Source organism: Streptosporangium canum (assembly GCF_900113865.1).
GTDB classification, from domain to species: Bacteria; Actinomycetota; Actinomycetes; order Streptosporangiales; family Streptosporangiaceae; genus Streptosporangium; species Streptosporangium canum.
The window spans coordinates 41,239-63,850 of the sequence record NZ_FOQY01000034.1 but is presented as its reverse complement, the minus strand read 5'-3'; the positions used below and the strand labels follow the sequence as shown (position 1 = coordinate 63,850).

The 22,612-nt window shown below is 72.5% G+C and carries 20 protein-coding genes; 5 read left to right on the top strand and 15 right to left on the bottom strand.

The window, feature by feature from the left end:
• Positions 1-99: 99 nt before the first annotated feature.
• Together BM085_RS34505 and BM085_RS34500 are read right to left on the bottom strand one after the other, a co-directional pair.
• The gene (locus BM085_RS34505; protein WP_093890990.1) at positions 100-993 is read right to left on the bottom strand and encodes a glycoside hydrolase family protein; all 894 of its coding nucleotides are present in this window, start codon (positions 991-993) and stop codon (positions 100-102) included.
• Between the two features lie 171 nt (positions 994-1,164).
• Entirely contained in the window at positions 1,165-2,487 is a 1,323-nt protein-coding gene (locus BM085_RS34500; RefSeq protein WP_093890989.1) for a lanthionine synthetase LanC family protein, read from the bottom strand.
• Between the two features lie 229 nt (positions 2,488-2,716).
• Here BM085_RS34500 and BM085_RS34495 point away from each other — a divergent pair, with 229 nt between their 5' ends.
• Entirely contained in the window at positions 2,717-3,457 is a 741-nt protein-coding gene (locus BM085_RS34495) for a GntR family transcriptional regulator (protein WP_093890988.1), read from the top strand.
• Between the two features lie 183 nt (positions 3,458-3,640).
• Positions 3,641-5,917 (top strand): helix-turn-helix transcriptional regulator, encoded by a 2,277-nt coding sequence (locus BM085_RS34490; protein WP_218158916.1) that lies wholly within the window; start codon positions 3,641-3,643, stop codon positions 5,915-5,917.
• On the opposite strand, the gene BM085_RS34485 is transcribed toward BM085_RS34490, so the two are convergent.
• The 10 genes from BM085_RS34485 to menD all read right to left on the bottom strand — a co-directional run bounded on the left by BM085_RS34485 (position 5,911) and on the right by menD (position 17,559).
• Entirely contained in the window at positions 5,911-7,527 is a 1,617-nt protein-coding gene (locus tag BM085_RS34485) for an FAD-dependent oxidoreductase (protein WP_093890986.1), read from the bottom strand. The two genes, BM085_RS34490 and BM085_RS34485, sit on opposite strands and share 7 nt — an antisense overlap.
• 1 nt (position 7,528) lies before the next feature.
• Positions 7,529-7,975 (bottom strand): thioredoxin, encoded by a 447-nt coding sequence (gene trxA, locus BM085_RS34480; RefSeq protein WP_093890985.1) that lies wholly within the window; start codon positions 7,973-7,975, stop codon positions 7,529-7,531.
• Between the two features lie 12 nt (positions 7,976-7,987).
• Complete coding sequence (gene clpB / locus BM085_RS34475) at positions 7,988-10,594, bottom strand: ATP-dependent chaperone ClpB (protein ID WP_093890984.1); 2,607 nt, start codon at positions 10,592-10,594, stop codon at positions 7,988-7,990.
• Positions 10,585-10,905, bottom strand: a complete 321-nt coding sequence (locus tag BM085_RS34470; RefSeq protein WP_093890983.1) for a chaperone modulator CbpM — start codon at positions 10,903-10,905, stop codon at positions 10,585-10,587. The genes clpB and BM085_RS34470 overlap by 10 nt, the downstream gene beginning before the upstream one ends.
• A gap of 96 nt (positions 10,906-11,001) precedes the next feature.
• Positions 11,002-11,958, bottom strand: coding sequence for a DnaJ C-terminal domain-containing protein (locus BM085_RS34465; RefSeq protein ID WP_093890982.1), 957 nt, complete (start codon positions 11,956-11,958; stop codon positions 11,002-11,004).
• Entirely contained in the window at positions 11,958-12,470 is a 513-nt protein-coding gene (locus tag BM085_RS34460) for a nucleotide exchange factor GrpE (protein ID WP_093890981.1), read from the bottom strand. Before BM085_RS34460 ends, BM085_RS34465 begins: the two co-directional genes overlap by 1 nt.
• A complete protein-coding gene (dnaK, locus tag BM085_RS34455) occupies positions 12,463-14,364 on the bottom strand; it encodes a molecular chaperone DnaK (RefSeq protein ID WP_093890980.1) in 1,902 nt (633 codons plus the stop codon). Before dnaK ends, BM085_RS34460 begins: the two co-directional genes overlap by 8 nt.
• A 112-nt stretch (positions 14,365-14,476) precedes the next feature.
• Positions 14,477-14,998, bottom strand: coding sequence for a YflT domain-containing protein (locus BM085_RS34450; RefSeq protein ID WP_093890979.1), 522 nt, complete (start codon positions 14,996-14,998; stop codon positions 14,477-14,479).
• Positions 14,999-15,077: 79 nt separating this feature from the next.
• Positions 15,078-15,713 (bottom strand): DedA family protein, encoded by a 636-nt coding sequence (locus tag BM085_RS34445; RefSeq protein ID WP_093890978.1) that lies wholly within the window; start codon positions 15,711-15,713, stop codon positions 15,078-15,080.
• Between the two features lie 190 nt (positions 15,714-15,903).
• Complete coding sequence (gene menD, locus BM085_RS34440) at positions 15,904-17,559, bottom strand: 2-succinyl-5-enolpyruvyl-6-hydroxy-3-cyclohexene-1-carboxylic-acid synthase (RefSeq protein ID WP_093890977.1); 1,656 nt, start codon at positions 17,557-17,559, stop codon at positions 15,904-15,906.
• 108 nt (positions 17,560-17,667) lie between these two features.
• Between menD and BM085_RS34435 the strand changes: the two genes are divergently transcribed.
• The 3 genes from BM085_RS34435 (at position 17,668) to BM085_RS34425 (ending at position 20,807) form a co-directional block, all read left to right on the top strand.
• The gene (locus tag BM085_RS34435; RefSeq protein ID WP_177245423.1) at positions 17,668-18,843 is read left to right on the top strand and encodes an AMP-binding protein; all 1,176 of its coding nucleotides are present in this window, start codon (positions 17,668-17,670) and stop codon (positions 18,841-18,843) included.
• A 50-nt stretch (positions 18,844-18,893) separates the two neighbouring features.
• Entirely contained in the window at positions 18,894-19,271 is a 378-nt protein-coding gene (locus BM085_RS34430; protein WP_093890976.1) for a hypothetical protein, read from the top strand.
• 186 nt (positions 19,272-19,457) lie between these two features.
• Positions 19,458-20,807 (top strand): RNA polymerase sigma factor, encoded by a 1,350-nt coding sequence (locus tag BM085_RS34425; protein WP_093890975.1) that lies wholly within the window; start codon positions 19,458-19,460, stop codon positions 20,805-20,807.
• Positions 20,808-20,923: 116 nt separating this feature from the next.
• Here the strand turns inward: BM085_RS34425 and BM085_RS34420 are convergent, their stop codons facing one another.
• From BM085_RS34420 to BM085_RS34410, 3 genes are all read right to left on the bottom strand, one after another.
• Positions 20,924-21,238: a DMT family transporter gene (locus BM085_RS34420; RefSeq protein WP_093890974.1), complete on the bottom strand. Its 315-nt coding sequence runs from the start codon at positions 21,236-21,238 to the stop codon at positions 20,924-20,926.
• Positions 21,235-21,906: an FMN-dependent NADH-azoreductase gene (locus tag BM085_RS34415; RefSeq protein ID WP_245789868.1), complete on the bottom strand. Its 672-nt coding sequence runs from the start codon at positions 21,904-21,906 to the stop codon at positions 21,235-21,237. Before BM085_RS34415 ends, BM085_RS34420 begins: the two co-directional genes overlap by 4 nt.
• A 202-nt stretch (positions 21,907-22,108) precedes the next feature.
• A complete protein-coding gene (locus BM085_RS34410; protein ID WP_093890972.1) occupies positions 22,109-22,510 on the bottom strand; it encodes a hypothetical protein in 402 nt (133 codons plus the stop codon).
• Positions 22,511-22,612: the final 102 nt, after the last annotated feature.

The following is a 22,612-nucleotide window of genomic DNA, read 5'->3' as shown; positions in this document are numbered from 1 at the left end:
GCACGGGGCCGCTACCGCGACGCGGCACCGGCCCCGCCTTCGATCCAGGTGATCCGCCCGGTCCGGGCCCACGCCACCCGGTCCGGGCCGCCCGGCGTGTCAGCGCAGCTCGGTGCGGAGCTCGTGCGCCCCGTCCGGGCGGGTGTACTCGTAGTAGAGCCGCCGCCCGCCCTCCGGCAGGTCGACGATGTCCATGTAGCGCAGGCCACCGCCCGCGTGCGGCGAGACCGCGGCGGGTACGGCGCCGACCGGGGTCAGCTCGGCCGGGTCGGCGCCGACGGCCACGCCGGTCTTCTCCTCGTAGTTCTCCGCCGCGGTGGCCCGGCCGTCGTAGAGGGCGACGATCCTGTCGTCCAGGAAACGGACCGCGGCGATCCGGGCGCCGCGGGCGTCCCACATGCCGGGCCTGCCGCTGAGCGCCGTGCCCTGCCAGGTCCACTCAAGGCCGTCCGCGCTGGTGGCGTAGTCGCTCACCATCTGGTCGGCCTCCTCCGCCTCGGCCAGCGGATGGCAGGAGGCCCACAGGTGCCAGACCCCGTCCCGCCGTACGATCACAGGGTCCTTGACGCCGGTCTTGGGGTCGCCGGGCAGCACGACCCGGCGGTGCCGGGCGTCGAACCCGGCCGGGTCGCCGGCCTCCAGCACCTCCACCCGCCAGTGCTTGCTGCCGTGAGTGGCGCAGCTCAGATAGAGCCGCCAGCGGCCCTCGGGGGTGCGCACCAGGGTGGGTCGCTCCAGCGACTCGGTGTCCATCTCCCGGCTGCCGATCGTGAGCAGGGTCTCGAACCGCTCACCGTCCGCCGACCGGGCGACGACGACCGCGTAACCGCGCCCTTCGCCGACCGGGCGGCGCAGCCGGTAGGCCAGGTAGATCGCCCCGTCACTCGCCACCGCACTCGGGGCGCCCGCCCAGTGGCCCGCGCCCGGCGCCGCGGGCTCGATCGCCACGACGGAACGGTCAGGATCGGGAAGCAGGTCTTCGATGGTCGGCACGGCACCGACAGTAGGCGGGATTTGCGTGGTACTCACGGAGAAACACCAATCGTGGTAACGAGTTTGATCGCCTTTTGGCGGTCACATGGCTCGTATGGTTTTCAGGACGTCCGCGCCGGGGCCACCGGCGGCCGCCGTCGGCGACCTGTCACCACGACGCCACCGTCACGTTCAGGAGTGGCGGAGCGTCGCCGCGGGCAGCGGGATGGCCGGGAACGGGTTGTCGGGCGGCAGCATGAGCCGCCGGACCTCCCGCGGGCGCGTGGTGGCGTCCAGGTGGAGCAGCGCCGCCCCGATCCCCGCCGCGCCGATCATGTATCCGGTGTCGGCGGTGACCTCCCAGGGCCGCAGCCGGCGATACGCCTGGTACCACCGGGAGCCCTGCTCGTCGTGCCGGGTGGCCCGGCCGGCCAGGTTCACCCCCAGCTCGTGGGCGAACTCCAGGTGGGTCTGGCGGCCGGTCGCCGCCCAGAGGCCGACGAACAGCTCCACCAGGCCGGCCGTGCCGCAGCACTGGCACGCCACGTTCCAGTGGCCGTCCGTCTGACGGCCGGGGGTGCCGCTGCGGACGATCCCCCGCGCCAGCCGCTCCACCCAGTCGAGGTCTCCGGCGTCGCCCGTCACCCGGTACAGCTCGTAGAACATGCGCGCGACCCCGGCGGAGCCCGAGCAGAATCCCAGATAGTGCAGGTCACGGCCCTGCGGGAGATGGTGGGGGACCATCGCGCACCGCCCGGTCACGACGCTGACCGCGCGGACGAAGTCGGCTCCTCTCCTGGCGGCCCTCAGGAAGCCGCTGTGCCCGGTCAGGCCGTACAGGCGGGCGAGCAGGAAGGCGGTGCCCGCCGTACCGGACAGGAAGCCGGGCGTGACCGCGTCCGGCGGCAGGTCGGCGCAGGCCCCGTCGCCGAACCGGTGGCCGGGAACGGCGAGCTCGGCGATGCGCGCGCCCGCCTCGACGGCGATCTCCTGGTAGGCGGGGACACCCAGGATGCCCGCGGCGTGCAGGAGCCCGAGGATGATGCCGCCGTCGCCGCGCTGCGCGGGGTCTCCGGTCCAGCCGAGGCCCCCGTCGACGGGACGGGCGCTGCGCACGATGTGGTCGGCGACCGCCCCGGCCTCGACCTCGAAGGCGCTCTCGCCGGTGGCCCACCCCGCCTCGGCGAGCACGAACATCGCTCCCGCCAGGCCGTGGTGGAGGGAGAGGTCGGCCTGCTCCCGCCAGGTGGCCGCGAGGTAGCGGGCTCCGGCCACGGCGTCGTCGAGGTAGCTCTCGTCTCCGGTGGCGGCGGCGAGTTCGAGGAAGAACAGGACGATGCCGGCCGCCCCGGAGTACAGCGACAGCGGCCGGCCGGGCAGGGCGGACCGGCCCCGCGCGTCGGGGTTGGCCCGCCAGTGCCGCCCCCGCCCGTCGTCCACGGCCGCGGAGCGGATCCAGCGCGCCGCCCTGACGGCGGTGAGCAGAGGGCTCCCGGCCCCCGGTTCCGGGCTCATGGCGGCTCCTTCATGTGACCAGACCACCACTTTACCCCCATTTCCTACAGGATCAATAGGTAATATTGGTGTCCATGGCGCCGGTGACGGCTCCCCGGGTACACGGGCAGGTTACTACGCCCGCCACCCGCCCGCTGGAACAGCGGCGACTCCGGAACGTTGGGCCATATTTGTCATGACATTCTGATGTCCGCTAGCCTGATCACGGAGCGTATCCACGGGAGGGCAGATGACGGCGAAACTCTCCATAGATCTGGACCGGTCCAGTCCGGTGCCACTGTACTTCCAGGTGGCCGAACAGATCTCCGAGGCCATCCAGCGGGGCGACCTGCCTCCCGGATCCCGGCTGGACAACGAGATCCTGCTCGCCGACCGGCTCGGCCTCTCCAGACCGACCGTCCGCCAGGCGATCCAGTACCTCGTGGACAAGGGCCTGCTGGTCCGCAAGCGCGGCGTCGGCACCCAGGTCGTGCACGGCCAGGTCAAGCGCTCGGTCGAGCTCACCAGCCTCTACGACGACCTGCGCAGGGCGGGCCAGGAACCGGCCACCCGGGTGCTGGTCCTGGAGACCGGGCCCGCGGACGAGAGGGTCGCCGCCATCCTCGGCGTCCCCGCCGGCGCCGAGGTGCTGCGCCTGGAGCGGATCCGCTACGCCGCCGGGGAGCCGCTGGCCCTGCTGCACAACTGGCTGCCCGTCGGCCTGGCCCCGCTGACCGCCGAGGGCCTCCAGGAGCGCGGGCTGTATGAGCTGCTCCGCTCCGCCGGGGTGCGGATGCGCGTGGCCAACCAGCGCATGGGGGCGCGGGCCGCCACCGCCACCGAGGCCAGGCTGCTCGGCGAGCGGCGCGGCGCGCCCCTGCTCACCATGCTCCGCACCACCTACGACGACCAGGGCCGGGCCGTGGAGCACGGCTCCCACGTCTACCGGGCCTCGCACTACTCCCTGGAGGTCACGCTCATCGAGCGCTGAGCGCCTCCCTCGGTCACGCGCCCGCCGGCTTGCGATCACGTCGATCGGCCTCTTCTGGGTCAGACCCCATGAAAAGGGTTATGACCTGGGTACTTCTTCAAATGAGGTTTTGTCCCCCCGGAGCACGACAGGGGAACAACCGGGAGGAAGCTAGCCGTATGACCGCAGATCCAGGAAAAGATGATGCGTGGCCGGGGGCCTGAGTGGGCGGCGATCCTCAGACTGCTGGGGACCGCCGCGGACGCGGCCGGGAACGTGGTGCTCGTGGAGGGCGAGCCGGGGATGGGCAAGAGCCTCCTGCTCGCGGAGGCGGCGACCGTGGCCGCCGCGCGCGGGACGGCGGTCGCGACCGGCCGGGCGGACGAGCTGGGACGGCTGACGCCGCTGGGGCCGTTGCTGTCCGCCCTGGCGGAGTGGCCAGCCCCCGTGGCCCTCAGCAGGGGCGACTCCCCCGACGGGCCGGGGCTGCTGATGTGGCTGGCCGAGCAGGTGCGGACCACGCTGGAGAGGCGGACGGAGTCGGGGCCGCTGCTGGTGACCCTGGACGATCTGCACTGGGCCGACCCCGCCACGCTCATGGCCCTGCGGACGCTGCCCTCGCGGCTGGCCGACCGCCCGCTGGCATGGCTGCTGGCCCGGCGTGCCACCTCCGAGCACGATGACTCCGGCCGGCTGTTCGACCTCCTGGAGGAGGAGGGCGCCACGCGGATCCGCATGCTCCCCCTCGACGACGGCGCCGTGGCCGAGGTGGTCGCCGACACCCTGAACGCGGCTCCCGGGGAGGAGCTGGCGGCGCTGTCCGCCCAGGCGGGCGGCAACCCGTTCCTCCTCCTCGAGCTTCTCACCGGACTGCGCGAGGAGGACGCCGTCCGGGTGAGCTCGGGCGTCGCCCGGCTGACCGGGACGGCGCTGCCCCAGCGCGTCCACAGCGCCGTCCGGCGGCGCCTCGGCGAGGTGAGCACCAAGACCCGGCACCTGCTGGAGGCGACAGCGGTGCTCGGGCGCTCCTTCTCCCCCGCGTACGCGGCCGAGATGCTCGGCGAGACGCCGGCCGCGCTGCTCCCCGCCCTGGAGGAGGCGATCGCGGCGGGCGTGCTCGCCGCGACCTCCGACGAGCTGACGTTCCGGCACGAGCTGGTGTGGCGGTCGATCGTCGAGACGGTGCCCGCGCCGGTACGGCAGGCGCTGCATCATCAGATCGAGCGCAACCCGCCGGCCCGGCAGACCCCCCGCCACCAGCGCGCGGACGGCTCGTCCGCCGAGACACTCGTGCTGCTGTCGCTGCTCGCCTGGGACGAGGGCCGGCTCTCGCGCGGGCTGGACCTGGCCCGCGAGGCCGCGGAGCTGCCCTGCAGCGGGCGCCATCCGCAGCCGCGCGCCGTCCTGACGACGATGCTGACCGACCTCTGGCTGCTCGACGAGGCGGAGACGGCGCTGGCGGGCGCCGCCGAGGAGGCGGTGGGGCAGCCGGAGTGGAGCGCGGAGATCCCCGTTCTCCGCGCCCGCCTCGATCTCACCGCCGGCCGGCTCGGCAGCGCGATCGAGCACGCGGAGGCGGGACTGAACGCCGCCGACACCCTGGGCGTCCCGGCCCTCGCCACCTCGGCCCTGTCGGTGCTCGGCACCGCGTCACTGCGGGCGGGCGACCTTCCCCGGGCGATCAGGTACCTGAAGGACGACCTGGCCCGGGGGCCCCGGGGCGCGCCGCCGTACGTGCGGCTGCGCTCGGAGCTGGCGGCCGGGCGGATCAACGAGGCGCGCGGCGGGGCGGCGATCGGGATGAGCTCGCTCAGCCGGATCTACGACGCGCTGCCCCGGCACACCGGGGCGCTGACCAGCGAGCCCACCGCCGCCGCGTGGCTGGTGCGGGTGGCGATGGCGGTACGGGACGAGCGCCGGGCCGATGCCGTGGTGGACGCGGCCGAGGGCATCGCCTGGCGCAATCCCTGCCTGCTCAACCCCTCCGTGGCCGCCGCCCACGCGCGCGGCGTGCGTGACCGCGACCCGGAGGCGCTGGTCCGCGCCATGACCGAGCACACCGATCCATGGGCCAGGGCCTCGGCGGCGGAGGATCTCGGCGTGCTGCTCAGCGCGGACTTCGACGCCCGCGACCTGGCCGTCGACAGTCTCAACAGCGCGCTGGTCTGCTACGGATCGGTGGAGGCGATCCGCGACGCGGCACGGGTCCGGGGCAGGCTGCGGGGGCTGGGCGAGCGCCGCCGCCACTGGGTCCGGACCGATCATCCCGTGTCGGGGTGGGCCAGCCTGACCGGTACCGAGCGGGCCGTCTGCGATCTCGTCGCCCAGGGGCTGACCAACCGGCAGGCGGCCGAGCAGATGTTCATCAGCGAGCACACCGTGGCCTTCCACCTGCGCCAGGTCTTCCGCAAGCTGGGCATCCACTCGCGCGTCGAGCTGGCCCGGCTCGCCGCGCAGCAGGGCGTCCGGCCGGATCACTGAGACGCCTGCCGCCGCGTGACGTGCTCGTGCACCAGCCGGATCGCCATGGCGCCCTCGCCCACCGCCGAGGCGACCCGCTTGACCGACTGGCTTCTGACGTCGCCCACCGCGAAGACGCCCGGCATGCTGGTCTCCAGGGGCAGGCCGTCGTCGAAGCCGGTGAGGACGAATCCCCTGTCGTCGAGGGTGATCTCGGGGGCGAGCCAGGTCGTGCAGGGGTCGGCCCCGATGAACACGAACATGGCCCGGGTGTCGATGCGCAGCCGCTCCCCGGTACGGGTGTTCTCGGCGACGACGGCCTCCAGGGTGTGGGGACCGGCCAGCTCGCGCACCTCGGTACGGAGCATCACCTCCACCTTGGGATTGTTCTCGATCCGGTCGATGAGATAACGCGACATGTCCTGGGCGAGGTCGCCGGCGCGGACGAGCAGGCGGACCGAGCCGGCGTGTCCGGCCAGGAAGATCGTCGCCTGCCCCGCCGAGTTGCCTCCGCCCACGACCACGACCGGCTCCCCCCGGCAGAACGCGACCTCGGCCAGGGTCGCGGCGTAGTGGACGCCGTTGCCCTCGAAGTCCTCCAGCCGCGGCACGCCGAGCTTGCGGTAGCGCGCTCCGGTGGCGATGACGATCGTGCGGCCCTCGACCGGCGGCTCGTCGCGCAGCCCCACGGTGTAGTGCCCGTCCCGCCGCTCGAGCGAGGTGGCCTCGGCGGGCACGCCGAGGTGCGCGCCGAACTTCTTGGCCTGGAGGACGGCCCGTTCGGCGAGTTCGCCGCCGGAGATCCCGGCGGGAAAGCCGAGATAGTTCTCGATGCACGAGGAGGTACCCGCCTGGCCGCCGGCGGCGACCGCGTCGAGCACCACCGTGCGCAGTCCCTCCGACGCTCCGTACACCGCGGCGGCCAGGCCCGCGGGACCCGCTCCCACGACGACGAGGTCGAAGACGTCCTCCGGCACCGACGGCACCGGCAGGCCGATCTCGCGGGCCAGTTCGGCGTTGCCGGGATTGCGCAGGACCTGCTTCCCGCCCAGGATCACCACGGGCGTCTCGTCCGGCGCCATGCCGAGGTTGCGCACCAGCGCCTCGGCCTCCTCGTCCTCCTCCAGGTCGATCCACCGGTGCGGCAGCCGGTTGCGGGCGGCGAACTCCCGCAGCCGCCGGGTGTCCGGCGAGTAGCGGGAGCCGATGATCCTCAGGCCCGCCCCGCTGCCGATGAGCAGCGAGCGGCGGATCAGGAAGGCCCGCAGGATCAGGTCCCCCAGCTCCGGATCGTGGGCGATGATCTGGAGCAGCCACCGGGTGGGGACCGCCAGGATCTCACCCGCCTCGCAGACGACCGACGTCGTGAACGCCTTCTGGCCGATGAGCAGCCCGAGCTCGCCGAGGAAGCGGCCCGGCCCGTGGACCCGCACCACCCGTTCGTCCTGGATGACGGCCGCCTTGCCCGCCAGGACGACGAAGAGGTCGGGGCAGTCCTCGCCCTCCCGGAACAGGACGTCGCCCGGCCGGGTGGGCCGGCGGACCCCGTGGGGCGCCAGCCTCGCGATCTGCTCGTCGCTCAGCCGGGGGAAGGCGCCGTGGTGGTCGGGCGTCTCGGCGAAGGCGTCCATCTCAGCCGCCCTCCCGCCCCGCCGTCGCGATCGCCCCGTCCGCCCAGGTGCGCAGCTCGGCGGCCGGAGCGGCGCCCGCCCGCTCGGCCACGACCCGTCCGCCGCTCATCACCATCAGGTAGGGGATGTTGCGGACGGCGAAGCGCTCGGAGAGCTTGGGCGAGCGGTCCACGTCGACCTTGACGAGTTTCACCGTGCCCGCGAGGTCCTCGGCGACCCGGTCGAGCGCCGGGCTGACCATCCGGCAGGGCCCGCACCACGCCGCCCAGAAGTCCACGATCACCGGGACCGGCGAGCCCTCGGCCACCTCGGCGAAGTCGTCGTCGCCGGCCTCGGCGAGCCACGGCAGCGGCCGGTGGCACCTGCCGCAGCGCGGAGCGCTCGACGCGGCCGCGGGGACCCTGTTCTTCTGCCCGCAGTTCTTACATTGCACGATATTTGATGACATGCCGGCTTCTCCTCACTCGTAGGTGACGACGAGCTCGCCCTCGGCCAGTCCGACCCGGACCACGGCTCCGTCGTGCACGTCACCGGTGAGCAGCGCACGGCCGATGCGGGTCTCGACCTCCCTGGCGATGAACCGGCGCAGCGGGCGCGCGCCGTACACCGGGTCGTATCCCCGCTCGGCGATGTACCTGCGCGCGTCTTCGGAGACCTCCAGCCCTATCCCCCGCTCGTCGAGCCGCGCCCGCAGCTCACCGAACATCAGCTCGACGATGTGCTCGATCTCCTGCGGCGTGAGCGGCTTGAAGATCACGATGTCGTCGACGCGGTTGAGGAACTCGGGGCGGAAGTGCGAGCGCAGCTCCGCCATGACCTGCTCCTGCACGTCGTGCTTGATCTCCCCGCTCGGCGTGACGCCTTCGAGCAGGTAGATCGAGCCGATGTTGGAGGTCATGATCAGCACGGTGTTGCGGAAGTCGACGGTCCTGCCCTGCGCGTCGGTGAGCCGCCCGTCGTCCAGGACCTGCAGCAGCGTGTTGAAGACGTCGGGATGGGCCTTCTCCACCTCGTCGAAGAGCACCACGGAGTACGGCTTGCGCCGTACCGCCTCGGTGAGCTGGCCGCCCTCGTCGTATCCGACGTAGCCGGGAGGGGCGCCGACCAGACGGCTGACCGTGTGACGCTCCTGGTACTCGCTCATGTCGATGCGGATCATGTTGTCCTCGGTGTCGAACAACGCCGCCGCGAGCGCCTTGGCCAGCTCGGTCTTTCCCACACCCGTCGGCCCCAGGAAGATGAACGACCCGATCGGACGGCGCGGGTCCTTGATGCCGGAGCGGGCCCTGATGACGGCGTCGGCCACCAGCCGCACCGCCTCGTCCTGGCCGATCACCCGCTCGTGCAGGATCTCGTCCAGGTGCAGGAGCTTCTCCCGCTCCCCCTCCTGCAGGCGGCTCACCGGGATGCCCGTCCACCTGGAGACGATCATCGCGATCTCGTCATCGGTCACGACCTCACGCAGCAGCCGCCCGGCGCCCTGCTTGTCGCGCAGGCGCTCCTCCTCGGACTGCAGGCGCCGTTCGAGCTCGGGCAGCTTGCCGTGCCGCAGCTCGGCGGCACGGTTGAGGTCGTAGTCGCGCTCGGCGCGCTCGGCCTCGGTGCGCACGTGCTCTATCTCCTCGCGCAGGCTCTGGACGCTGCGCAGCACCTGCCGCTCGGCCTCCCACCGCGCCCGCATGGCGTCGGCCTCGGCGCGCAGGTCGGCGAGCTCCTTGCGCAGCTCCTCCAGGCGGGCCCTGCTCGCCTGGTCCTCCTCCTTGGCCAGCGCGGCCTCCTCGATCTCCAGCCGCATCACCCTGCGGGTGAGCTCGTCGAGCTCGGCGGGCATCGAGTCGATCTCGGTGCGGAGCATCGCGCAGGCCTCATCCACCAGGTCGATGGCCTTGTCCGGCAGGAAGCGGTCGGAGATGTAGCGGTGGCTCAGCACGACGGCGGCCACCAGGGCGCCGTCCTGGATCGTCACCCCGTGGAAGACCTCCAGCCGCTCACGCAGACCGCGCAGGATCGAGATGGCGTCCTCGACCGAGGGCTCGTCGACCATCACGGGCTGGAAGCGGCGCTCCAGGGCGGCGTCCTTCTCGATATGCCTGCGGTACTCGTCCAGGGTCGTGGCCCCGATCATGTGCAGCTCGCCGCGGGCCAGCATGGGCTTGAGCATGTTGCCCGCGTCCATGGCGCCCTCGGCCGCGCCCGCGCCCACGACCGTGTGCAGCTCGTCGACGAAGAGCAGGATCCGCCCCTCGGCGGCCACGACCTCGGTCAGCACCGCCTTGAGGCGCTCCTCGAACTCGCCCCGGTACTTCGCGCCGGCCACCAGGGCGCCCATGTCGAGGCTGAAGACCGTCTTGTCCTTGAGGCCGTCGGGCACGTCGCCGTTGTCGATGCGCTGGGCGAGGCCCTCCACGATGGCGGTCTTGCCGACTCCGGGGTCGCCGACCAGGACCGGGTTGTTCTTGGACTTGCGGGACAGGATCTGGATGACGCGGCGGATCTCGCTGTCGCGCCCGATGACCGGGTCGAGCTTGCCCGCGGCGGCGTCGGCCACCAGGTCGCGGCCGTACTTCGCCAGCGCCTCGTAGGCGACCTCGGGCATCGCCGAGGTGACCCGCTGGTTGCCGCGGATCTCGGTGAGCGCCTGGAGGAAGGCGTCCCTGGTCAGGTTCTGCCGGCGGAGCAGCCGTCCGGCCGAGGTCTCGCTGCCCTCCTCCAGCAGGGCGACGAGCAGGTGCTCGACCGAGACGTAGTCGTCCCTGAGCCGGTCGGCCTCCCTCTTGGCCGTCTCCAGCAGGCGGGACAGGCGCTGGGTCACCCTGACCTGACCGGGGTCGACCCCGGGGCCGCTGACCTTGGGCCGGCGGCGCAGCTCGGCCTCCAGGTCGGCGACGAGCCGGTCCAGGTCGACGTCGGTCTTGACGAGCAGGCGGGGAATCAGGCCGTCCGGCTGGTCCAGCAGCGCCAGCAGCAGGTGCTCCCCGTCGATCTCGGTGTGCCCGAAGCGCAGCGCCTTGGTCTGGGCGTCGTGCAGCGCCTCCTGCGACTTCTGTGTCAACTGGTTCACGTCCACTGCGGTCCTCCTGGGGTGCCTGTGGTGCGGGAGCGGTCGCGCTGGGCCGCCTCCAGCTCCGCGATGCGGTCGAGCAGGTCCACCACCAGGCCCAGTGCGGCGTAGTTGAGGGCGAACCCGGCACGCAGGCGCTGGATCCGGGCCATGGCGTACAGCTGGGCCGGCGGGAACCACAGGGCCCCGGCCGCGTCGCGCTGCGCGTCGAGCACGCCGAGAGCCACGAGACGGCGCACCAGATCCGGATGCGTCCCGGCGGCCCGGGCGAACGCCTCCAGATCCAGCCGCGGGGGTCGGACGAGGGCGTAGATCATCGCCGCCTCCTCGGGAGGGGTCGCAGGGACCTCACAGGCGGGCGGCAGGTCATCGCCGCCTCGCGGAACGCCGGGACCTCGCGTGCGGGCAGGTCATCACCGCCTCCTCGGGTCGAACGTCGAGACCGCCGCGAGCTGCTCGAACAGCTGCCGCTCCGCGTCCGGCAGCGTGGCCGGCACCATGATCCGAACCTCGGCGAACAGGTCTCCCGGCGTGCCCCGCGGGTTCGGCATCCCCCTGCCCCGCAGCCGCAGCCTCCGGCCGCTGGAGCTCCCGGCGGGCACCTTGACCTTGGCCTCGCCGGCCGGGGTGTCGACGGCGACGGAAGCGCCCAGCGCCGCCTCCCACGGGGTGACCGGGAGCTGGACGCGGATGTCGCGCCCCTCGACCCGGTAGCGGGGGTGCGGCGCGATCCTGACGATCAGGTAGAGATCTCCGGCGGCGGCTCCGTCACTGCCCCGGCCGCCCTGCCCCGCCAGCCGGATGCGCTGCCCGTCGGTCACGCCCGCCGGGATGTTGACGTCGATCCGGCGGCCGCCCACGGTGATCGAGCGGCGGCCGCCCCGGTAGGCGTCCTCCACGGTGAGCTCGATCTCGGCCTCCTGGTCGGCGCCGGGGATCGGTCCCCAGCCCCGGCCCGCCCGGCCGCCGCCCCTGCCGGAGAACAGGCCCTCCAGGAGATCCTCGAAGCCGACGCCCTCCCCGAAACCCGCCGGCCCGCCCGGACCGGCCCCGGCCCCGGCTCCGGCCCCGGGCCGCCCGCCCCGCGCGCCTCGACCGGCTCTGGCGCGGGCCCAGGTGTCCGGGTCCACGTCTTCGGGCACCTGCCGGAAGTCGGGCCCGAACGCGTCGTAGCGGCGGCGCGTCGCGGGGTCGGACAGGACGCTGTAGGCCTCCGAGATCTCCTTGAAACGGTCCTCGGCGCCCGGGTCCTTGTTGACATCGGGATGGTAGGTCCGCGCGAGCTTGCGGTAGGCGCTCTGGATCTCATCCTGGCCGGCGTCCCTCGACACTCCAAGACTGTCGTAGAAGTCGCGGGTCGTGGTGGCCATCATCCCTCCCTGGCCACCACGACCAGCGCGGGCCGCAGTTGCCGGTCGCCGTCTCCGTAGGCGGGCCGTACCACGTGCAGGACCGTCCCGTCGGGGACGCCCTCCTGGGCGAGTGTGGCCACCGCCTCGTGCCTGGCCGGGTCGAAGACCGTGCCGGCGTCGTCACGGCGTGGGAAGCCCAGACGGGCGAGCACGTCCTGGGCCTGGTCCCGGATCGCTCGCAGCCCTTCGACGATGGAGGCCGGATCGCTTTCGGCGTGCTCCAGCGCGCGTTCCAGGTTGTCCAGCACGGGCAGCCATTCGGCGGCGGCCCGCGCGCGCTCCTCCGCCCGCACCCGTTCGGCGTCCCGGCTGACCCGCTTGCGCAGGTTGTCGAGGTCGGCCAGGGCGCGCCGCCACCGATCCTCCAGCTCGGTGATCCGCCGCTGGAGCTCGGCGACGTCCGGGGCCGCGCTCTCGGCGCTCTCGGCGCTCTCCCGGACGGCCTCTTCCCGCTCGGACGCCTCACTCATCGGTCGTGAACTCCGCGTCGATGACGTCGTCGTCCCCTCCGCCGCCCCGAGCTCCCTGGGCGCCCTGGGCTCCCGGACCCGCCCCAGCGGGCTGGCCCGCGGCGGCGACGGCGAGGCTCTGGTAGACCTGCTGCAGCTCGGAGGTCAGGGACCGGAGCCGGTCGACCGGGGTGTCCTGCTGCTTGACCGCGTCACGGGCGTCGTTGACGAGCATCTCGGCCCGCGCCTTCTCATGGACGGCCACCGCGGCGCCCAGCTCGTTCAGCCGCCGTTCCACCTGGTAGGCGGCGCTGTCGAGCTCGTTGCGCGCGTCGACCGCCTGCCGTAGCCGCGCGTCCTCCTCACGGTGCTGCTCGGCGTCGGAGACCATGCGCTCGACCTCGCCCTGGTCGAGGTTGGAGCTCTCGCTGATGGTGATGCGCTGCTCGGCGTTGGTGTCCTTGTCCTTGGCCGAGACGTTCACGATCCCGTTCGCGTCGACGTCGAAGGTCACCTCCACCTGGGGTTCGCCGCGCGGCGCGGATCTGATGTTCTCCAGCCGGAACCGGCCCAGGGCCCGGTTGTCGGCGGCGCGTTCGCGCTCCCCCTGGAGCACCACGACGTCGACGGCGCTCTGGTTGTCCTCGGCCGTGCTGAACACCTCGGTACGGCGGGCCGGGATCGTCGTGTTGCGCTCGATGACCTTGGTCATGATCCCGCCGAGCGTCTCGATGCCGAGCGAGAGCGGCGTCACGTCGAGCAGGACGACGTCCTGCAGCTCACCCTTGATGACGGCCGCCTGGACCGCGGCGCCCAGCGCCACGACCTCGTCGGGGTTGACCGTCATGTTCGGGTCCTTGCCGCCGGTCATGCGGCGCACCAGGTTCTGCACGGCGGGCATCCTGGTCGAGCCGCCCACCAGGATCACCTCGTCGATGTCGTTGGAGGAGAGCTTGGCGTCGGCTATCGCCTGCTCGACCGGGCCCTTGCAGCGCTCCAGGAGGTCGGCCGTGATCTCCTCGAACGTCGCCCGCCGCAGCGTGGTGTTCAGGTGCTTGGGGCCTGAGGCGTCCGCCGTGATGAAGGGCAGGCTGATCTGCGTCTGGGTGACCGAGGACAGCTCGACCTTGGCCTTCTCCGCCGCCTCGAACAGCCGCTGCAGCGCCTGGGGGTCGTTGCGCAGGTCGATGCCGTTGTCCCGCTGGAACTCGTCGGCGAGGTAGTCGACGACGCGCCGGTCGAAGTCGTCGCCGCCCAGGTGGGTGTCGCCCGAGGTCGACCGTACCTCGACGACGCCGTCGCCGATGGTGAGGATGCTGACGTCGAACGTTCCGCCGCCCAGGTCGAAGACGAGGACGGTCTCGTTCTCCTTGCGGTCCAGACCGTAGGCGAGGGCGGCCGCGGTCGGCTCGTTGATGATCCGCAGCACCTCCAGGCCGGCGATCTTCCCGGCGTCCTTGGTCGCCTGGCGCTGGGAGTCGTTGAAGTAGGCGGGCACCGTGATGACCGCCTCGGTGACCTTCTCCCCGAGGAACTTCGAGGCGTCGTCGACCAGCTTGCGCAGGACCTGGGCGGCGATCTCCTCCGGCGCGTACAGCTTGCCGTGGACGTCGAAGCGCACGGCCCCGTCCGGGCCGGGCACCACGTCGAACGACACGGCGTTCATCTCGCTGGTGACCTCGTCGAAACGGCGCCCGATGAACCGCTTGGCGGAGTAGATCGTCCCCTTGGGGTTGAGGATGGCCTGACGCCGGGCCAGCTGCCCGACCAGGCGCTCGCCCTGCTCGGTGAAGGCCACGACCGACGGCGTCGTCCGGGACCCCTCGGCGTTGGGGATCACCGTGGGCTGGTTGCCCTCCATCGTGGCGATCACCGAGTTGGTGGTGCCGAGGTCGATCCCGACAGCTCTAGCCATTTCTGACCTCCAGTGTGCGCTGTGCCGCCCGGAGGCCCTCTCCCCTCACGGAACCCGTCCGGCTGGAGCCGCGGAAGTGCGAGAGAGCCGCGCGGTCGGCGCGGACCGTCCGCTAGAACTGCGGGGTGTGCGGGGTCTGGGGGGTCTGCGGAGTCTGAGGGGCCTGCGCGGCCTGCGGGGTGCCGACCTCCAGGAGCCTGCGCGCCTCCGCCGCGCGGTCGGTCGTGACCAGCACCTGGTACCGGTTGGCGACGATCGCGCTGGAGGACAGGAAATCCCGTTTGCCGCCGGTCAGCGCGTGGCCGATCAGCCCGAAGATCGCTCCCGCGATCGCGCCCCACACCAGCGCCCACAGCACCAGGAGGAAGGGGAACCGTCCAGGGGTGAAGATCGCCAGGAACAGGCCGATCAGCAGGCCGATCCAGGCACCCGTCGCCGCTCCCATGCCGGCGGCGCGCAGGTAGGTCAGCCGCCCGAGCACCTTTTCGACGAGCCTGAGGTCCGTTCCCACGATCTTGGCGTGCTCGACCGGGAACTTCTGGTCGGAAAGATAGTCGACGGCTCTCTGAGCCTCCAGGTAGGTGTTGTAGGAGGCCACCGGTTCGTAGGCGATCGAAGTGTCGTCAGTGCGCATGGCGCTTCCCTTCACGGTGAGTCGTACTCCCCTCACCGTGACCGCATCACCGCGGGCCCCACATCCCCAGGTCTGGTAGTCAGGCCGCGCCCGCGGGCTCCTCGGTCTCCTGGGCGGCCATCCTGGCCGCCCGGCGCTTGACGAGCAGCGTGGTCGCGACGCCGAAGAGCACAGCGAGCGCCAGCCCCGCCCAGGAGAAGCCCTTGAGCCACTTCTCCGCGACCCTGCCCAGGTAGTAGACGACCGCGGTGGTCCCGCCCGCCCAGGCGATCCCGCCGAGCACGTTGGCGGTCAGAAACCTCCAGTACGGCATGCGCAGGGCCCCGGCCAGCGGACCTGCCAGGATGCGCAGCAGCGCGACGAACCGGCCGAAGAACACCGTCCACATGCCGTAGCGCTCGAAGTAGCGCTCGGCCTTGGCGATGTGGGACGGGCCGAAGTGCTTGGGGAACCTGCGGCCCAGCCGGTCGAACATGGGTTTGCCGCCCTTGCGGCCGATGGCGTAGCCGACGGAGTCGCCGACGATGGCCCCGACGCTGGCGCAGATCCCCACCCAGAGCGGGTTGACCACGCCCTGCGCCGCCAGCAGCGCGGAACTGACCAGGACGATCTCCCCGGGCAGCGGAATGCCGAGGCTCTCCAGCCCGATCACCAGTCCGACCAAGGCGCAGATCCACAGCGGGGGAATCGCCTGGAGCCATTCGTCGACATGCATGACGGACACCTTATTGGGTCAGCCGGACCGCTCCCTCCGGGACGGCGGAGCGCCCCGGAGGGAGCGGTTCACCGGCTCCGGGCCCCCGGGGCCGGCGGCCGCGTTCTCCGCCCGGGCCACCCCGCCGCGGCCTCACATGGCCTGGTGACGGCCGTGTTCTCCGTCCGGACCGCCCCGCCCCGCCGCGGCCTCACATGGCCTGGCGGATCGCGGCGTGGGCCGCGTCGCGCATCATGGCGTGCAGGACCGCGTTGGACTCCCGGTCGCTGCGGACCTCGACGATCCGCGGCCCCTCCCCGCGCAGCGCCTTGGCGAGCTGGTCGGGCTCGCCGACGAAGGTGTACGGAGTGCCGGTGGCGGCGGCCACGTGGGCCAGGTCCACCCCGTGCGCGGTGCCGAAGACCCGCTCGAACGGGTCGCGCAGCGCGGCCTGGGGCAGCAGCGAGAAGATCCCGCCCCCGTCGTTGTTCACCACGACCAGGCACAGGTCGGGACGGGGCTCGCGGGGGCCGAGGATCAGCCCGTTCTGGTCGTGCAGGAAGGTCAGATCGCCCATCAGCGCGTAGGCGGGGCCGTTGTGCGCCAGGGCCGCGCCCATGGCGGTGGAGACCACGCCGTCGATCCCGGCGGCGCCCCGGTTGGCCAGGACCCGCAGGCCCCTGCGGGGACGCATCGCCTGGTCCAGGTCGCGGATGGGCATGGAGGAGCCGGAGAACAGCAGCGACCCGTTGGGCAGCGTGTCCGCCAGATCGCGGGCCAGACGCGGCTCGCTGAGCCCGGCCCCGTCCAGCACCTCGTCGATCGCGGCCCTGGCCGCGTGGTCGGCGCGGCGCCAGGAGTGCAGCCAGGCGTCGTCGCCGGCCGCGACCGGGATCTCCACCGCCTGCGCCACCTGGGTGGCCGAGCGGGTCGGGTCGGGCCAGCGGGTCAGGTCGGGGGCGACCACGATGTGCTCGTCGGCGTGCCTCAGCCAGTTCAGCAGCGACCGGGACAGGCCGGGACGGCCCAGGGTGACCACCACCTCGGGCCGGTGCCGGTCGGCGAACTCGGGGGTGCCGAGCAGGAAGTGGTAGGCCGACATGGCGTGGTCGCCGTAGCGGGCGCCGCCGTTCGGCTCCGACAGGACCGGCCAGCCGGCCATGCCCGCCGCCGCGACGTATCTGCGGATGTTGGAGGCGCCGTCGCCGACGACCAGCACGCCCCGCCGGGTCGGCGGCAGGTGCAGCGCCACCGCCGGGGGCGCCACCCGGGCCCGGATCCAGGGCCCGTTGGCGTCACCCTCCAGGGACTCGCACCAGGAGGCGTCGCCGTCGGGGATCAGCGGCTCGCGGAAGGACAGGTTCAACTGGACCGGGCCGGGGTCGGTGGGGCCCAGCGAGCGCTGGTAGGCGCGGCAGGCCAGCGACCGCCAGTAGGCGACCTGGCCGGGGCGGTCCTCGGGCACGCCGACCTCGCTGAACCAGCGGACCGCCGTGCCGTACAGCTTGATCTGGTCGATGGTCTGGCTGGCCCCGGTGTCGCGCAGCTCGGGCGGCCGGTCGGCGGTGAGCAGCAGCAGCGGCACCCCCGACTCGTGCGCCTCGATGACCGCCGGGTGGAAGTTCGCGGCCGCGGTGCCGGAGGTGCAGATCAGGGCGACGGGGCGCTCGCTGCGCCGGGCCAGGCCCAGCGCGAGGAAGGAGGCCGAACGCTCGTCGACGCGCACGTGCAGCCGGATCCGGCTGTCGGCGTGGACGGCCAGGGCCAGCGGGGCCGAGCGGGAGCCGGGCGCGAGGACCACGTCCGTAAGGCCGCAGCGCACGAGCTCGTCGATCAGCACCGTCGCGAGCGCGGTGGCGGGGTTCACCGCACTGCCTCCTCTGGCCGTCGCCCCCGGAGGGACGGTTCTGTTTCCGCTGCGCCGAGGCGCTCCTCGGCTGTTGTCCGGCTTGTCGGCACTAACCTTACGACTGTGATGACCGGTTCCGCGCACCCGGAGCAACCTTGCCCTCGACGGGAGCTGCACGCCGTCGTGCTGCCGCCGGGCCCCGAACTGTTCCGGGCTGTCGGCGCGGCGCTCGACGGCCGGGGCCCCGCCGTGCTGCCCCTGTCCCCCGCCCTGCCCACCCGGGCGCTGCGGGCCACGCTCGACGCGCTGCGCCCCACCCACGTCAACGGCGTACGGCACGAGCACGGCGTGGGGGTCTCCCCCGAGGTCGCCGTGGTCATCGCCACCAGCGGCACGACCGGCGTCCCCAAGGGGGTGCAGCTCCCGGCCGCGGCCCTGCGCGCCTCCGCCGCGGCCTCGCTGCGCCGCCTGGACGCCCGGCCCGGCGAGCGCTGGCTCTGCTGCCTGCCGCCCTCCCACGTGTCGGGGCTGCAGGTGCTGGTCCGTTCGCTGCTGAGCGAGACCGAGCCGATCGTGCACGACGGCTTCTCCCCCGAGGCGGTGCTCGCCAGCGGTGCCGATCACGTCTCCCTGGTGCCGACCCAGCTCCGCCGGCTGCTCTCGGCGGACCTGTCGGTTTTCCGGACGATCCTGCTGGGTGGCGCCGCCGCCCCCGCGGACCTGCTCGCGGCGGCGCGTGCCGCCGGCGCGCGGGTGGTCACCACGTACGGCATGAGCGAGACCTGCGGCGGGTGCGTCTACGACGGCGTCCCCCTCGACGATGTGGATCTCAGGGTGGGCGACGACGGCCGGATCCGCGTCACCGGACCGGTGCTGTTCTCCGGCTACCGGCTCCGCCCCGACCTCACCGCCGCCGCCCGTGACGGCGACTGGTTCCTCACCTCCGACCTCGGCTCCCTGGCCGGTGGGCGGCTGCGCGTCCTGGGCCGGGCCGACGACGTGATCAACACCGGCGGGGAGAAGGTCGTCGCGGCGGCCGTGGCCGCCGTCGTGGCCGAGCATCCGGCGGTCGCCGACGCCGCCGTGGTCGGCCGCCCCGACCCCGAATGGGGCGAGCGGGTGGTCGCCGTCGTGGTCTCCGGCGCGCCCCCGACCCTGGCCGAGCTCCGCGCCTTCGCCAAGGAACGGCTGCCCGCCTACGCCGCCCCCGCCGAACTGGTCCTTGTGCCCGAAATACCACTTTTGCCCAATGGCAAGCCGGACCTCGCGACCCTCCGTTATGGTCTCCAAAGGGAACCATAAGGACACCTTCGCACGTCAAACAGACAGCCGAAGCAGGAAGGACGGGCCCGATGAACGTAACCCGCAAGACGTGGGTCTCCGCCGGCATCGTCGGCGTGGTCCTCGCCGGCGGCATATCCGTCGCGGCGGCCGCCGCGACCGGCGGGATCGGCAAGCCCGTGCCCTCGGTGGAGGGCGACCAGCCCGTCTCCGGGGGCGCTCGGGCCTCCCAGAACCCGCCGGACCTCTCGGCGGGCCCCGAGGGAGGCACCCCGGCGCAGAAGGATCCGTCCCAGGGGGCGACCGCGCCCGCGGAGGAATACGTGGTCTCCAAGGAGATCAACCCCGACCCGCGGCAGGTCACGCGCTACTGGACCGAGCAGCGCCTGGAAGACGCCCAACCGTTGCCCATGCCCGTGGCCGAAGGTTCTGTGGACATCGTCGAATAAGCCATACCAGGCGCCCGGAGAGGGTGGATCGCGGTAACGGCGATCCACCCATCATATTTTCCCCGTCAAGTCGGGAACAGAAAGTTCTTGAGTGGGGTTATTGGTACTGGTGCGCAGAGCGGCTCCCTCGCCGCCCCACCCCACAACCTGTAAAACAGACGACTCCGTGATGGAGGAGGTGTCCTCATGCCCCAAACCGCCGTGGCGACCTCACCTGAGGCCCCGACGACCCTCGAACAGCTCCTTGACCGAGGGCGAGTCCAGGGCCACCTTTCACTCGCGGAGCTGCGTCACGCCTTCGCCGAGGCAGGGATCAGCCCGACCGAGGGCAGGTCGATCCTGCGGGAGCTCACCGAGGCGGGCGTCAGCCTGGCCGCCGAGAACGAGCCCCCGCTCGCGGCCAAGAAGCCCGCGGCCAAGAGCGCCGCCCGCAAGGCGACCACCCGCAAGACGAAGGCCGCGTCCGACAAGCCGGGCAGGACGGCCGCCCCCGAGAAGAAGGCGGCGGCCACCCGGGCCGAGCCCGCCAAGGACACCGGCTCCGAGGCGGACGACGAGGAGTGGACCGCCCCCGAGGAGGCCGAGCTGGAGGCCGAGCCGACCCTGGACCTGGACGACCAGTCCTCGGTCATGGGCGACTCGGTGCACACCTACCTCAAGTCGATCGGCCGCCGCACGCTGCTGACCGCCGCCCAGGAGGTCGAGCTGGCCAAGCGGATCGAGGCCGGTCTGTACGCCGAGTCCAAGCTGGAGGCCGAGCCGGGCCTGTCGGCCGCCGTGCGCGACGACCTGGAGTGGGTGGCCGAGGACGGCCGCCGCGCCAAGGACCACATGCTGGAGGCCAACCTCCGGCTGGTCGTGTCGGTGGCCAAGAAGTACACCGACCGCGGCATGGCCCTGCTCGACGTGGTCCAGGAGGGCAACCTCGGGCTGATCCGCGCGGTGGAGAAGTTCGACTACACCAAGGGGTACAAGTTCTCCACCTACGCCATGTGGTGGATCCGCCAGGCCATCCAGCGCGGCTTCGCCGACTCCGCCCGCACCATCCGGCTGCCGGTCCACGTGCTGGAGATGCTCTCCAAGCTGTCGCGCGTCGAGCGCGACATGCACCAGCGTCTCGGGCGCGAGCCCACGCCGGAGGAGCTGGCCGTCGAGCTGGACAAGACTCCCGACCAGATCGAGGAGCTGCTGCGCACCAGCCGCCAGCCGATCAGCCTCAACGCCACCATCGGCGAGGACGGCGAGACCACCATCGGCGACCTCATCGAGGACGTCGACTCCCCCGAGGCGTCCGAGGTGGTGGACCGCCAGCTCCTCGGCGAGCAGCTCCGGGGCGTGCTCGGCAACCTCTCCCCCCGGGAGGCCAAGATCATGGCCCTGCGCTTCGGCCTCGTCGACGGCAAGCCCCACACCCTCGACGAGATCGGCAAGCACCTCGGCCTGACGCGCGAGCGCATCCGCCAGCTCGAGAAGGAGTCCCTCTCCAAGCTGCGCCACCCCAGCAACACCCGTCCGCTGCTCGACTGGGCGAGCTGACCTGACGCGCGAGGCGCCGTCGTGACCCCGTCGCGGCAGCGCCTTCGCGTGTCCGGCCCCCGCGGGTCCCGCGGCCGGACTCTTCAGCCGCCTTCGCGGATCCCGCCGCGGGCCGCTCAGCCGAGCGCCCGAGCCAGCACGATCCCGCCGACGATCAGCGCCAGCGCCGCGACGCGCCCGGCGCTCACCGGATCGCCGTGCAGCACGATCCCCAGCCCGATGGCGCCGACGGCGCCGATGCCCGTGAACACGGCGTAGGCCGTGCCGACGGGAAGGGTCTGCATGGACTTCGACAGCAGCCAGACCGCGACGGCCGCCAGCGCGAAGCAGATCACCGTGGGGACCGGCCGGGTGAACCCCTCGGTCGGCTTGATGCTCTGCGACCAGGCGATCTCCACCAGCCCCGCCAGCGCCAGCAGGACCCAGCTCATCGCCCGGCCAGCTTCCCGCCGAGCTCGGCGGCGGTCTCCAGGGCGGCCTCGTAGGACCTCTCGTGCTCGTCCCGCAGACCGGCCAGCGCGGGATCGATGAGCGAGTTGGTCAGCTCGGCGTGGATGAACATGACGTCGTCGACACCGAAGTGCCCCAGCAGGAAGTCGCGCAGGAAGCGCTCCTCGTGGTCGAAGGACTCCCGCGGCGTGCCGGGTCCGTAGGCTCCCCCTCGCGCGCCGGCGACGACGAACGTCCGGCCCCTCAGGCTCATCTTGGGGAAGGTCACCTGGTCGATCCAGGCCTTCAGAGCCGACGGGACCGAGTAGTTGTACATCGGCGTGCCGATCAGCACGACGTCGGCCGCCTCCAGCTCGGCCAGCAGGGGCTCCACGATCGCCCAGGCGTCCGCCTGGGCCGGGGTCCGCACCACTTCCCGGTAACGGCCGATGTCGGTGATGCCCTGGGCAAGGACGGCGTAGCAGAGCTCGGTCCAGGCCTCGCCGACGTGCGGGACCGGGTCGGCGGCCAGGTCCCGGTAGGTGTACGCGCCGCCGGGGTCGGCCTCGCGCCACGTCCGGGCGAAGGTTCCCGACAGGGCGCGGGAGAAGGACGCTCGACGGGCGCTGGCGTCCAGGTGCAGCAGGTGGCCCATGACTCTCCGATCCATAAATGGACACTGTGTCCGCTTGTCATGGTAGCGACAAGCGGACACAGTGTCCAGATAATGGGCCGGAGGCCGCACCCGCACATCACCCGGGCGGCGAGGCCGGACCCGACCTCGCCCGCGCGACCTGGGCCGGCGGAAAAAAGAACACCCACCGCGGGCTGCGCGGTGGGTGTCGGAGGGCGGTCGCCCCGGGAAGGGGGTGTCAGCGTGCGGCGAGGGCGACCGGACGCGGGACGCGGGCGATGCCGGTCAGGCGGTTCTGCTCGCGGAGGGTGCGCAGGCGGTCGACCTCGGCGGTCCACTCGGCGCCCTGCGGGGTGGCCCGGCCCTTGCGGCGGCGGATCCGGTCGTCGTAGGACTTCACACCGAACGTCGCCCGCTGGCGGGCCTCGGCCGCGCGCAGCGCCTCGGTCAGGGCGACGTCGAAGGCCCGGCCCGCGGCCCGGCGCTCCTCGGCGGAGGTCGAGGTGGCCTGGACCCGGCGCAGCTCGGCCTCGGCGGCACGCGCCTTCTCCAGGAACTCGGGGAAGCTCTTCCCGACCTCCTGGTCAGCGTGGTAACGGACCTCCGCCTCCCGGCTCACACTCGGTCGGAAAAACGCCATCTTCTGCCCTCTCTCCTCCGTCGCCGGGCATTCCCCGGCAGATCACAGGCCGTAGCCTACGCCGTCGGCTCCCCCCTCACGCACTCAGGCGCCGTCCCGCCC

Bases quoted from the DNA above. Each gene is read 5' to 3' on its own strand.
- BM085_RS34460 (WP_093890981.1), bottom strand. From the start codon at position 12,470: ATGAGTGAGGCGTCCGAGCGGGAAGAGGCCGTCCGGGAGAGCGCCGAG.
- BM085_RS34415 (WP_245789868.1), bottom strand. From the start codon at position 21,906: ATGGATCGGAGAGTCATGGGCCACCTGCTGCACCTGGACGCCAGCGCC.
- BM085_RS34445 (WP_093890978.1), bottom strand. From the start codon at position 15,713: ATGCATGTCGACGAATGGCTCCAGGCGATTCCCCCGCTGTGGATCTGC.
- trxA (WP_093890985.1), bottom strand. From the start codon at position 7,975: ATGTCATCAAATATCGTGCAATGTAAGAACTGCGGGCAGAAGAACAGG.
- BM085_RS34485 (WP_093890986.1), bottom strand. From the start codon at position 7,527: ATGGACGCCTTCGCCGAGACGCCCGACCACCACGGCGCCTTCCCCCGG.
- BM085_RS34470 (WP_093890983.1), bottom strand. From the start codon at position 10,905: ATGATCTACGCCCTCGTCCGACCCCCGCGGCTGGATCTGGAGGCGTTC.
- BM085_RS34495 (WP_093890988.1), top strand. From the start codon at position 2,717: ATGACGGCGAAACTCTCCATAGATCTGGACCGGTCCAGTCCGGTGCCA.
- BM085_RS34490 (WP_218158916.1), top strand. From the start codon at position 3,641: ATGCGTGGCCGGGGGCCTGAGTGGGCGGCGATCCTCAGACTGCTGGGG.
- BM085_RS34420 (WP_093890974.1), bottom strand. From the start codon at position 21,238: ATGAGCTGGGTCCTGCTGGCGCTGGCGGGGCTGGTGGAGATCGCCTGG.
- BM085_RS34450 (WP_093890979.1), bottom strand. From the start codon at position 14,998: ATGCGCACTGACGACACTTCGATCGCCTACGAACCGGTGGCCTCCTAC.
- BM085_RS34500 (WP_093890989.1), bottom strand. From the start codon at position 2,487: ATGAGCCCGGAACCGGGGGCCGGGAGCCCTCTGCTCACCGCCGTCAGG.
- BM085_RS34430 (WP_093890976.1), top strand. From the start codon at position 18,894: ATGAACGTAACCCGCAAGACGTGGGTCTCCGCCGGCATCGTCGGCGTG.
- dnaK (WP_093890980.1), bottom strand. From the start codon at position 14,364: ATGGCTAGAGCTGTCGGGATCGACCTCGGCACCACCAACTCGGTGATC.
- BM085_RS34435 (WP_177245423.1), top strand. From the start codon at position 17,668: ATGACCGGTTCCGCGCACCCGGAGCAACCTTGCCCTCGACGGGAGCTG.
- BM085_RS34465 (WP_093890982.1), bottom strand. From the start codon at position 11,958: ATGGCCACCACGACCCGCGACTTCTACGACAGTCTTGGAGTGTCGAGG.
- BM085_RS34425 (WP_093890975.1), top strand. From the start codon at position 19,458: ATGCCCCAAACCGCCGTGGCGACCTCACCTGAGGCCCCGACGACCCTC.
- BM085_RS34410 (WP_093890972.1), bottom strand. From the start codon at position 22,510: ATGGCGTTTTTCCGACCGAGTGTGAGCCGGGAGGCGGAGGTCCGTTAC.